This is a genomic window from Mesorhizobium sp. RIZ17 (assembly GCF_051127865.1).
Classification (GTDB): Bacteria; Pseudomonadota; Alphaproteobacteria; order Rhizobiales; family Rhizobiaceae; genus Mesorhizobium; species Mesorhizobium humile.
Genome location: NZ_CP147861.1, coordinates 2,854,234 through 2,866,203, shown reverse-complemented (window position 1 = coordinate 2,866,203; position 11,970 = coordinate 2,854,234). Strand labels below are relative to the sequence as shown.

7 protein-coding genes are annotated in these 11,970 nt (G+C 65.0%); 3 read left to right on the top strand and 4 right to left on the bottom strand.

The features are described from left to right. The first annotated feature begins 539 nt into the window (after positions 1 to 539). Positions 540 to 2,159 carry a caspase family protein gene (locus WDX12_RS13905; RefSeq protein WP_434725246.1) on the top strand — a complete coding sequence of 540 codons (1,620 nt, stop codon included), beginning with the start codon at positions 540 to 542 and terminating at the stop codon, positions 2,157 to 2,159. A 78-nt stretch (positions 2,160 to 2,237) separates the two neighbouring features. On the opposite strand, the gene WDX12_RS13900 is transcribed toward WDX12_RS13905, so the two are convergent. Beyond that, positions 2,238 to 2,768, bottom strand: a complete 531-nt coding sequence (locus tag WDX12_RS13900) for an OmpA family protein (RefSeq protein ID WP_434725245.1) — start codon at positions 2,766 to 2,768, stop codon at positions 2,238 to 2,240. A gap of 251 nt (positions 2,769 to 3,019) precedes the next feature. Here WDX12_RS13900 and WDX12_RS13895 point away from each other — a divergent pair, with 251 nt between their 5' ends. Further along, positions 3,020 to 3,511 carry a DUF6931 family protein gene (locus WDX12_RS13895; RefSeq protein ID WP_434725244.1) on the top strand — a complete coding sequence of 164 codons (492 nt, stop codon included), beginning with the start codon at positions 3,020 to 3,022 and terminating at the stop codon, positions 3,509 to 3,511. Positions 3,512 to 3,552: 41 nt separating this feature from the next. On the opposite strand, the gene WDX12_RS13890 is transcribed toward WDX12_RS13895, so the two are convergent. The 3 genes from WDX12_RS13890 to WDX12_RS13880 form a co-directional block, all read right to left on the bottom strand. Next, a complete protein-coding gene (locus WDX12_RS13890) occupies positions 3,553 to 4,791 on the bottom strand; it encodes a caspase family protein (RefSeq protein WP_434725243.1) in 1,239 nt (412 codons plus the stop codon). A gap of 7 nt (positions 4,792 to 4,798) precedes the next feature. After that, the gene (locus tag WDX12_RS13885; RefSeq protein ID WP_320298707.1) at positions 4,799 to 5,884 is read right to left on the bottom strand and encodes an OmpA family protein; all 1,086 of its coding nucleotides are present in this window, start codon (positions 5,882 to 5,884) and stop codon (positions 4,799 to 4,801) included. Between the two features lie 431 nt (positions 5,885 to 6,315). Then, complete coding sequence (locus WDX12_RS13880; RefSeq protein WP_434725242.1) at positions 6,316 to 8,865, bottom strand: caspase family protein; 2,550 nt, start codon at positions 8,863 to 8,865, stop codon at positions 6,316 to 6,318. 329 nt (positions 8,866 to 9,194) lie between these two features. On the opposite strand from WDX12_RS13880, the gene WDX12_RS13875 reads away from it, so the two are divergent. Further along, positions 9,195 to 11,930 carry a LuxR C-terminal-related transcriptional regulator gene (locus WDX12_RS13875; RefSeq protein WP_434725241.1) on the top strand — a complete coding sequence of 912 codons (2,736 nt, stop codon included), beginning with the start codon at positions 9,195 to 9,197 and terminating at the stop codon, positions 11,928 to 11,930. Positions 11,931 to 11,970: the final 40 nt, after the last annotated feature.

The window sequence follows — 11,970 nt, the reverse complement described above, 5'->3', positions numbered from 1 at the left end:
GTTGGCATGCCTTGGCGATTGGCCGAGACGCCTATCGCGATCGTCATCCACGGGCGGAGCAAGGAGCGTAGCGACGCGCGCAGCCCCGAGGATCCATGCCGTGGCTTGGAAGCGCCGCGGCGGTCCAGAAATTCTGCACCGTTGCACAATTCGGTCCAGGTAACGGAATGGATTCCAGGGTCCGCGCGCGTCGCTACGCTCCTTGCTCCGCCCTGGAATGACGAGGTTCAGGAGCCTTCAGCTCATCGCCAGCGTTGGGCTGACTACCCCAACGGACGTTGATGGCCTTGCCCGACAAGCCTGCAATCTTTCAAAATCACTGTGTTGAGGAACTAACCGGTTCACCAGACCTCGCGTTTTGGATGGGCCGATTGGTTTTAGATATTCACGGAGGAAATTTCAGGCCCCTCGTGAACCAAATCTGTGGCCGAGATCACAGACGCCTAAGAGACGATTTTGGCAGAAGCGACGTTGTCGCTTACGAAATTCAGCATGCGCAGACATCGATAACGCGCCCCAAAGGGGCGGAGGGCTAATCCATGAAAGCGTTCGCCATCCTTTTGGGCGGGTTGATCCTGCTTTTCCACGCAGCGTTCGGCGCCCAGGCCGCCACGCCCGACAACAAGCGTGTCGCGCTGGTCATTGGCAACAGCAAATATGTCAATGCCGTCGCCTTGCCCAACCCGGCCAACGATGCCCACCTCATCGCGTCCACGCTGCGCAACGCGGGCTTCGAGGTGATCGAAGGCGTCGACCAGGACAATGCCGGCATGCACAGCTTGATCAGCAAATTCACGGAGGAGTCCTACAATGCCGACCTCGCCGTGATCTTCTACGCAGGGCACGGCATGCAAGTCGACGGCAAGAACTACCTCATCCCTGTCGATGCCGAGCTGACATCGCCGGCCTACCTCAAGACCCGCACGGTGCAGATCGACGAGTTCATGGCGGCGCTGCCGGCCGATCCCGCGGTCGGCATCATCATCCTCGACGCCTGCCGCGACAATCCGCTGGCGCGCACGCTGGCCGCATCATTGCCGAAGAGCCGCTCGCTCGGCGCCGGCCTCGCGCCGATCGACGCAAAGGCCGACGGCATGGGCTCGGGCGGCGTCCTGATCGCCTATGCGACCGACCCGGGCGCCATCGCGTTCGACGGCAACGGCGTCGACAGCCCCTATTCGCTGGCATTGGCCAAGCACCTGACCGAGCCGGGCGTCGAGATCCAGGGCGCCTTGACGCGCGTGCGCGGCGAGGTGACCGAGGCCACGCAGGGCCGGCAGCGGCCATGGCACAATGCTTCGCTGGGACGCGAGGTGTTCCTCGGCAAGCCCGTGGCACAAACATCCTCGCCCGCCGCGACACCGGTAGCCGACGCGTCCAAGGCGACGGCAGCGCCTGTTCCCGTGGCCGCCGAGGCGCCGTCCTGGGAGGTCGAGCAGCGGCTTTGGGACGAGGCTTCGAAGAAGAACGCCATTCCCTACTACGAAGCCTATCTCGACCAGTTCCCGAACGGCCGTTTCGCCACGGTGGCGAAGCTCAACATCGACCAGCTGAAGGACCCGACCGCAGCCAAGCAGGTCGCGGCGCTCGGCGCGGACGATGCGAACACCAATCCAGGCTCGGCCGTTCGCACCTCGGTCGGCATCAGCGACGAGATGAGAAAGACGCAAGGCACCGAGCTCACGGAAAGCGCGATCGGGCTCGACCGCAACGGCCGCATTGACTTACAATTGCGCGTCGAAGCGCTGGGCAACGAGCTCGGCCAGGTCGACGGCAATATCGGCCCGAGGACGCGCCAGGCGATCGGCGTCTGGCAGGGCCAGAATGGCCTGCCGCCGACCACCTATCTGACGCGCGAGCAACTGGCCTTGCTGGTGATCCAGACCGACCCGATGATGGATGCCGTGCGCACCAAGAGCGCCGCCGACCAGGCGCGCGCCGCGCCACCCAAGAAACAGCTCGTGCAGAAGACCCGCACGCTGAAGCCGGTGGCGCAGCAGAAGCCGCGCCGGAAACAGACGCAGGTCGTTCAGCGCAGGCGCAACAGCGAGACCGTGGTTCGCGAGGACGCGCCGCCGCCGAGGGACAACAACGACTTCCTCACCAAGGCATTGATCTTCGGCACCGGGATTGCGGTGGGCGGCGCGCTCAAGAACTGATCGAGGACAAACGCCTGGCCTGTCGGCGGCTCCCTCCGGCCGTTTCGCTACGAGCTGCCCGGCGACAGCGCCGGCGGCCTATTCCGTCCGGATCCGCATTTCCACCCGGCGGTTGACCGGGTCGTAGGGATTGGCAACGCGCGGGTGCGACTTGCCGAGGCCGATCGCTTCGAGCCGCGCCGATCCAACGCCGTTCGCTTCGAGGAAGGCGGCTACCGATTGCGCCCTTCGCTGCGACAGGTCCTGATTGTAGCGATCCGTGCCGGTCGCATCGGTGTGGCCCTCGACGACGAAGCTGAACGTGCTCAGTCGGTTGTCCTTCAGCGCCTTGGCGAACTCGTCCAGTTCGGTGCGCGCGGTCTGGTCGAGCTGGGCCGAATCCAGGGCGAAGTTGATCATCATGTCGAGGCCGGCCTTCTGGGGGGCCCCGTTCTTCTCGGCCTTGCTCTTGCACTCCTCCTCGGTGCCGACGCAGATGCCGCGTGAGGCGCCAAGATTCTGGCCGGCGAAGAACTTGACGATGTCTTCCGATTTCTGAAGCGGATCGGCGTAAACGTGCGTTGAAAAAAGCACGGTCGCCAAAGCCAAGGCTGAGCTGCCCCACCGCATGACCGTCACTCCTGTTTGATTGAGCGGGTTTTCGCTGGCGCGGACTATATCAAATCTCGAAACGATTGTCTGTGAACAAGCGCACGTTGCCAATGGCCGCCGCCTGTTAAAGGTTAAGGCTTGACCGCACTCAGCCGTGGGTTTTGAGTGTTGTTTCTGCCTATGCTCGGGGTGTGGCAGCCATGGCCAATGAACTCGGATACAGAACGGCGAGGGATCTGTTTCTTGCCTGTCCCGCGATCGGCCGGGACATGAAATCGCCGGCCGCCGTCCAGCCGCCGCTCGATTTTTGCCGTGCCCTGCTTGCCGGGCGCGTGCCTGAGGAAGCCGTCACGTTCTGCGCCTATCTCCTGCCCGAGCGCGCCGCGGTCTGGTGGGGGCATGAATGCCTGAGCCATCTCACCGAACTCCTTGCGGACAGGGATCTCGAACTGCTGGCGCTCGTCAATGACTGGGTGCGCGAGCCCGGCAATCCCCGCCATCGGGCGGCGCTCGGCAGTGCTGTCGATCCGTCGCCGACGACGCCGGCTGCATGGATCGCGCTGTCGGCGGCGTGGCGCGATCCGGCCTTCGACATGATAGCAACCGGATACCCTGCCGCCCACGCCGTCAATGCCGGGATCCTGGCGGGGCTCGCCCGCGTCTCGACCGCGGACCGCTTTGGCGTGCTTTCGGCCTTCGTCGAAATGGGCATCCAGATGGTGGAGATGGAGGCGCAGCGGCAATCGGTCGATGCGTATTAGGGCCTCCCGCCAGGCAAGACTGCCAAGGCCCTAATCCAGAGTCATTTGCAGCCGCCTTGCGCCCACCGGGCGAGCGCGACCTTGAAGCGGGTGCCGAGCGGATGCTGCAGGCGCAGGACCGAGACGTCGTTGGCGGCGAAATTCTTTGCCTGCTCGCAAAGGCGGGTCTCGTTCCACTGGTGACAGCCGTCGCAGTGCTTGCCTTGCCAGACCGATTTGTCGAGGCCTTCGACCGGACTGAAAAGCGGTTCTCCCTTGATCAACTGGGCTATGCTCTTGCCGTCGATCGCAGGGTCGCCGAACTCGACCGGGCGATCGAAAAGGATCGGCCCGTCGGTCGCCAGCTTCGGGATCTTTTCGCGCAGCGCATTGAGCGCAAGCTGGTCGTCATTCTGGCTTGACGACGCGCCGGTGTTGCGCGTCTCGGAACCCGCTTCGGCCTGCGGCGCGGTCGCCTCGCCGACGATCAGCGGCGCATTGAGATCGACCTTGTGCAGCACGACCTCGGTGGTCAGCGAGACATTGATCCAGGGGCGCTGCTTGCCGGCGGTCACCTTGAAGACGTCGCTGGTCACCCTGTTCATGGCTTCGGTGATGGAGACGTTGGATTCGCCGATATGCTGGAGCAGCGCCGTGGTGAAAGGCGAGTGGTCGCCGGACCCGTCATAGGCAAGCTGGTTCGGGCTGGCGGCGAAAGCGACCAGGGTGCCGGCGCCGCCATTCTCGATCGGGATTTCGGCAAGGCCGCTGCTTGCGCCCTTTATGCCGGCGCTCTTCGCCAGCACGTCGGCAAGCGGATTGTCCCGGCATGCGTCCAGGAAGACGAGCCTTATGCTGGTCTCGCGCGACATCTGGCGCAGGATGAAATCGACCGAGACGGCCTCGAAATCGAGCGAGGTCTCGTCCTCGAGCGCGGCGTCGACGGGCAGCAGATAGTTCTTGCCGGAGACCTGCAGGCCATGGCCGGCATAGAAGAAAAGCGCGATGTCGGCGCCGCGAACCTGCTTGGCGAACTGGGCGACCGTGGCTTGCGTCTGCTGCTTGGTGAGGTCGAAGCCCGAGACCACCTCGAAGCCGAGATCCTTGAGCCGGTCGGCCATGGCCTGCGCATCGCGCGCCGGATTGGCGAGGGGTGCTGCGTGCTGATACTGCGAGTTGCCAAGCACCAGCGCGATGCGCCGCTCGGCGCTCGCGGCCGTCAACGTCAAGAGCAGAAGCAACGCGGCCAGCCCCGCAGCGCGAAGCATGCCGCCGCAAAAGGCGATCGGAATGGAGCTCACCGCCACCTCAGTTGGCAAGCTTGCTGGCGGAGAATTCGATCCGCCGGTTGAGCGCCTTGTTCTTGGGCGTGTCGTTGGCGGCGACCGGCTTGTCCTCGCCATAGCCGGCGGAGCTGATCCGGCTGCGCGAAACGCCGTCGGCAACCAGCGCGTCGGCGACCGCCTGGGCGCGCCGTTCGGAGAGCGCCTTGTTCGCCTCGGGCGATCCGTCGGAATCGGTGTAGCCGGACACCTCGACCTTGAGGGCCGGGCATTTGCCGACGACGCCTTCGACCTCCGCCAGCAACGGGCGGCTCTTCGCGTCGAGCCTTGCGCTGGCCTGGCGGAAATAGATGGCGCCGGTGCGCGAAAGCACGGCAAACCTGTTGAGGCACTCCTCGTCGCTGAAGTTGGCTTTCGCGGCATCGGTGGCGACGGGACCGACCTCGGCGGCGGCGACGGTCTGCACGGCGGCCGGCTTGCCGCCGTCGGCAGTGAAGACGAAATCGAACGACACCGAAGCTGTCGGCACGATGTTGGTCACATTGGCGGCCTGCTGCAATTTGTCGATGTTGGGCAGCAGGCCGAAATCCTCGACATGGACGGCGACTGGCGCCTCAGAAGCGACGGAAACCTGGGTGTCGCTGATCATGGTGACGACGACGCTCGCCTCGAGATCCTTGTCGACGCCATGCATGCTGAGGCGGAACGGCAAGGTCGTCTTCACCCGGCGCTTGGTCGGCAGGTCGGCGAACGCCGCCGGGTCCACCTTTGCCGTCACCTCGGCCGTCGGGTAGGTGAAGGTCTCGAAGAACAGGAAGCGCATGCGCACGTTGCGCAGGTCGACGCCGGTGTCGACGGAATTGAGGTCGAAGCTGATCCTGGCGTCGCCGGCGGAACTCAGCGTGCCGGTGATGTTCCTGATCTTGTTGGTCTCGACGATCGTGTTCTTCTTGACCGACTGGTAGGTGAGCACGGATGCGGACGGATCGAGCGTCCAGTTCGGCGCGGCACTTGCCGTTTGCGGCCCGAAGACCAGCAGCACGGCAACGATCAAGCCAAAAACCGCGGCCTTGGCACGCGCTTTCCGCCACAATGCAACGACTTCGAACATGGAACGCCCCCGCCAGGACAACCCGATCTCGATACCGGCACGAGCGTGGAGCATAGAGCACTTGCCATCGCTTGGCGAGCGGTTACGGCGGCTTCGAAAAACGACCAATGCGATCGCCATGCGCCGGGAAAGAACGGTTGTCGGCGACGTTACTACCACCCACCGCCGCCACCGCCGCCGCTCCCACCTAAGGGCGCAATGACGGGCGTGGTCTCGGTCTTGACTGGTTTGATCAGTTTCTTGGCGGTCCCCTTCTTCTGCTTGATGACCTTCGGCGTCGTTGTCACGCTAACCTGCTTGGTACGATGTTTCGTTACCGGCGCCGGCTCGACCCTGGGCGCCATGGTCGTGCACCCAGCGACCGTGAGGGATAGGAATGTTGCGATGAACGCCTGCTTCAATACCCTGCCCACCATTGCCTCCTTGTTTGATCAAAACAGGTCCCGACGCGGATTGGCCTGTTCCCAGAGGGCTCTGGCAGTCTTGACCAATTGGTCGTCGGCCGAGCCACCCGTCGGGATTTTCGATTTGAGTTCGGAGCGCAGCTGCTTGAGGGCAGCCGCCTTCGGCTTTGCCCCGAACTGCGCCAAGGTCGACCGAGCGACCGGCAACTCGTTGCGCAGATCAAGTCCTACCGCGAACGCCAGATAGCGGACGGCGAGGGCCTGATCGGATTTGTCGCCTTTCTGCATTTCGATAGCCGCGCGATCATATGCCGCCGAGTAGTCGCCACGGTCCGTCGCCAGTTCGAAGAGCCTCTGCGCCTCGGCAAGGTTCCGGTCCACGCCCTCACCATCCCGGTACATGCGCGCCAGGCTGCCGGGCGCATAAGGCTGGCCGAGATCCATCGCCTTCTGGAACAACTCCTGCGCCTGCTTCGGATCCTTCCCGACGCCGCGTCCGCTGAGATAATTGCGGCCGAGGATGTTCATCGAATACATGTCCTGGCGCTCCACGCCCGCCTTGAGGAAGGCGACGGCACGAGCCGGGTCGGCCGGCACGCCATTGCGCCCTTCGGTGAAGATCGCGGCGAGATCGTTCATGGCATAGGTGTGGCCCATGGCCGCCGCCTTGAGCAGCAGGTCGAGGCCCTTGCCGGTGTCGCGCTGGACCCCCAGACCGTTGAACAGAGCGCGGCCCCAGGCGGTCATCCCATAAGGGTCGCCTTTGTCGGATGCCTTGGCATAGAAGCCATTCGCCTTCGCGGGGTCCACCGCCGTTCCTATGCCGGACGAAGCGATGTAGCCAAGCTCGAACACCGCGCGGACATGTCCCTGGTCGGCAGCCTTTTGGATGGCCTTCTTGGCCTCGTCGACCTTGCCGGCGGCGAGCAGCGCGCGCCCGAGTTCGTATTGGAAGCGGGCGACATCGGGATAGGCCTTTACCGCCGCCTGGCAGGCCTCCACCGCCCCGGCGCCGATCTCGTTCGGCAGCAGGCCGGGGACGACGCCCTGCAGGTCCAAAGGTTCGCCTGCCTTCTCGTCGCACGGATCGACGCTGGGCGACAGCTTCATCGTCGCCGGCTTTGACGGTGTGTTGTCGGCCCTGATCTCGACGCCGACGATCAATGGCTGGACCGTGCCTATCTGCGGTTCGTAGCGCAGTTTATCGACTTCGTCGGCCATCAGGCTCGATTGCGGCGACAAGGTCCGATCCGGCAGGGACAGTGTCCCGGTTGCCGGATAGCTCGCAAGCTTCACGCTTACGGCCGGATCCTTGGTCGGGAAATCCAGTTTCAGCGGCACGGGGCCGACACCGACGGGAATCTTGACGTCGCGGTTCTCTATCGCCTCGGCGGCGCCGGCGATGTGGATGCCGCGCTCCACCACTTCCTGCTTCTGCTCGGACTCCAGCGAGGCCACGAGCTGCTTGCCTGCGGCGTCTTCGCCGTTCTTGACCCGGAACACCAGGATGCCCTGCGATCCGCCGCCCCATTCGTCATGCGTGGCGTAGGCCAGCATATCGACCTGGTCCTCGGCGTCGGCGCCCTTCGGCACGTCCATCGCGAGCCGCGGCAGGTCCTTGCCTTCTATCGGCTCGCCCGTTGCGACCGGCTTGCCGTCCAGGATCAGGCGACCCAGCGCCGGCGACCTTTCGATGCTGATGGTGACCGCGCCGCCGTCGACATCGACCGGCACCGGCAGGTCGAGCGCGACCGGTCCGACCCCCGACGGCACGGTCTTTTCCAGCACCGGCGGCAAAGCCGGCCGGTTGGCGCGGCGCATCAGCACCACTTCGTCGATCAGCGAGGAATTTTCCCAAGGAACCTGCGCGCCCTTGGTGGCCTCGACCACGTCGCGGCGCACCGCCGCCATCACGGAGCGTATCTCCTGGTTCGGCGCCAGCGCGCGGCGGGAGAAGGCGGATGAAAACGGGCTGAGCTCGCCGGAGCCGTCATAGGCGACCGCGCCCGGCTCGGTGGCGAAGGCAATCAGCGTGTTCAGCGAACTTTTCACCTGCGCAAGGCCGGTGCCGCCGGCCGCGATCAACTGGTCGCGCAGCCAGTAATCCTTGCGCGGGAACGGGTTGTTGCGGCAGGCATCGAGGATGATCACCTGGATCTTCGATTTGGCGCGCAATTGCTGCAGGACATCGTCCAGCTTGACCGCCTGGACCTCGATGTCGGCCGCATCCTTGAGCGACGCGTCGACCGGGATCAGGAAATTCTCGCCGCCGATCTGAAAGCCGTGGCCGGAATAGTAGACGACCGCGAGATCGGCGCCGTCCGCCGCCGCGAGATAATTGCGGAACTCCTTCTCGAACTGGAGCTTGGTCAGGTCCTTGGCGACGAACACGTCGAAGCCGGCCAGCCGGAATGTGTTCGAAACGTCCTCGGCATCCTTGTCTGGATTCTTGAGAGCCGGGATTTCGCGATATTCGGAATTGCCTATGACGAGAGCGACCCTTCGATCGGCATGCGCCTGCACCGTCGTGAAGGCCACGAGGATCAAGGCTGCAATCAGCGCGCAGCGTCGCAGCATGGCAAAATCCCTAACCGCTATCACCTGTCGGCCACAAGAACGCAGCTTGCGGCATCGTGGTCTGTTAAAGACTTCACAATCTGCCAAGACGGCAAGGCAAGGAGCCGCGCCGGCTATGGCAAGGCGGATCGCGTATCCAACCAACTGCTAAAATAGCTCAGAGGCGCGGATGCCGCAATGACCTGGGCAAGTTTGGCGCCGCCTGTCGCGCAAGACCGTCATCAGAGGAACCACGCCCGCCCAGGCGAGCACCGGCCGACCTTACCCGGCCATTGCCTCCGCACCTCACTCCGCGTTTACTAAGCGCCACAGCAGCAGTTGAGAACCGGATGCTCATAGAAACGAAGCTTCAGCCGCCTCATTTGCGCGATGCCCTGGTCCGGAGGCCGCGGCTGCTGCGCACCCTGGATGCCGCGACAGCGGGCAAGCTGACGGTGGTGACGTCGCCTGCCGGTTTCGGCAAATCGACCCTGCTCTCGCAATGGGCGGCCGGCATTTCCGGTGGCATCGCCCAGGTCGCCTGGCTGTCGATCGACCGGCTCGACAACGATCTCGCCCGCTTCCTCAAATATCTCGCCGCCGCCTTCCACCGCGTCGACCCCGACATTGCCGGCAACGCGGAATCGCTGATCGACTCCAGCCCGGTGACGCCGGTCGATTCCATCCTCACCGCCATCATCAACCAGCTATCGCGCCGCGCCGCGCCGATCTACCTCGTTCTCGACGACGCCCATCTGATCGTCTCCGGCGAGATCGCCGCCTGCATCAACATGCTGGTCGCCTATGCGCCGCCGGCCTTGCGCATCGTGCTCGCAACCCGCGGCGAGCTGCCGCTCGAGCTCGCCCATATGAAGATGAAGGGGCATGTCGTCAGCCTCGGCGACAGCGACCTGCGCTTTTCGCTCGAGGAGACCGAAGACTACCTTGCCAATGTCTGCGGCCTCGACCTCGCTGTGTCGGCCGTGGTGGCGCTTCACCACAAGACCGAAGGCTGGCCTGCCGGCCTGCAGCTGGCCGCCTTGGCGTTGGCGCATGAGGGATCGAGAGAAGCCTTCATCGCCGAATTTTCCGGCAGCCAGCGCGACGTGGCGATGTTCCTGACCCACGACGTGCTCGCCCGGCAGGCGCCCGACATCCAGGATTTCCTGCTCAGGACCTCGATCCTCGATCGCTTCTGCCTAGGCCTCGTCGAAGCGGTTTGCCCGGGACGGGACTGCGCCGCGGCGCTCGCGACCATCGAGCATTCGAACCTTTTCCTGATCGCTCTCGATTCCTCCGGACAATGGTTCCGCTATCACCACCTGTTCTCGGAATTCCTGCGCAACAGGCTGGATGCCTGGGCGCCGGAGGCACGCAGGGACCTGCATCGCGCGGCCGCCGCCTGGCTGGCGGCCCGGGGGCATATCTCCGACGCGGTCGACCACGCACTCGCCAGCGGCGATGCCGACCATGCGGCGCGCCTGGTAGAGGAATGCGCCATGCCGCTCACCATGCAGGGCCACATACCCAAGCTCACCGAGTGGCTGAACCAGCTTCCTCCGGACCTCATTGCCGCCCGCCCTCGCCTGCTGCTGGCGCGAGTCTGGGCGCAGTTCCACATGAGCCGGCCGCGCCAGGCCGTCCGCATCCTCAAACAGGCCAAAACCCTTGTCGGCCAGCTTTCCGAACGCGGCGAGATCGATCGCGCCACCACCCGATCGCTCAAGGCCGAGTTGCAGACGCTGACGGCCGGCGTCATCAGCGCCACCGACCGTTCGCGTACCGCGACCCGCGTCGCCTCGCGCTGGCTGGCGGATTTTCCCGAGGACGAGCCCTTCGCGCGCGGCACGCTCGCCAACATCTGCGCCTTCAGCCACTATTCGCTCGGCGAGCTGGACGCCGCGCGCCTGCGCAGCCTCGCGGCGCGCGACCATCATGCCGCCGCCAATTCGGTCTTCGGCATCGTCTATTGCGACCTGTTGCTGGGACTGGTCGAGATTTCCGCCGGCAACCTCGCCGAGGCGCACCAATTGCTCGACCGAGCTTGCCGATTGGCCCGCGAGCGCCTGGGCTCCGGTTCCTACACGGAGGCGATGACGGCGATCTTCCATGTCGAGCTCGCCTATGAATGGAACGACCTGCAGGGCGCTGAGCGCATCCTGCACCAGCACCGGCAGATCATCGAGGAATGCGGGCTCGTCGTGCACGAGATGGCCTGCAAGCTGCATCTGGCGCGGCTCTCCGCGGCGCATGGGCGGCACGACGAGGCGATCGTCTTCCTCGAACGCGCCGAACGGCTGGGCATCGAAAAGCGCTACCGCCGGCTGACGGCCGCGGCGCTGAACGAGCGGGTGCGGCTGCTTTTGTCGCGCGGCGACGTCCGCGCCGCCCGGCTGGCGCTGCGTTCGCGCGGCATCGAGCCTTCGGCCGAAAGCCGCCCCACCCCGATCCATCCGCTCGACGAATACGCCCATATCGGCGCCGCGCGCGTGCTGATCGCCGAGGGCCATCCGGCGAAGGCCATCGCCGTGCTCGACCGCATCGCCGAACGCATGCGTCGCGACGGCCGCCTGCGCGGCTTCATGCAGGTGCGCGCCCTTGTCGCGATCGCCGCGCACAGCGCGGGCGAAACGCTGCTGGCGCTGGCGGCGGCGGTCGACGTCGTCACCCTGGCGCTGCCGCAGAACGCATTGCGCTCGCTGATCGACGAGGGCCTGCCGATGCGCGAGGTGCTCGAATTCGCCCGGGCGCGCATTCCGGCCTGGTCGCGCAATTCCAGCACCGCCACCTTTGTCGACACGCTTCTGCGCGAACTGGGCAAGACCGCGCCCGAACGCGCGCGCCCGATAGCGATCACGGTGAGGAAGCAAATGCTGAGCAGCAAGGAAACCGATGTCGCAGCCCTGCTGCTTCGCGCCTACACCAACCGCCAGCTGGCCGAGACGCTGTCCATGGCGCCCGACACGGTGAAATGGCATTTGAAGAACATCTTCGGCAAGCTCGGCGTCTCAAGCCGCACGGAAGCCGTGCTCAAGCTGAAGGAAATCGGGCTCGACGCCGCCACCGAGCGCCAATTGGTTGGCTAGGGCGGTTAACCGTTTCATGGAAACGGTGAACCGCCCTAGC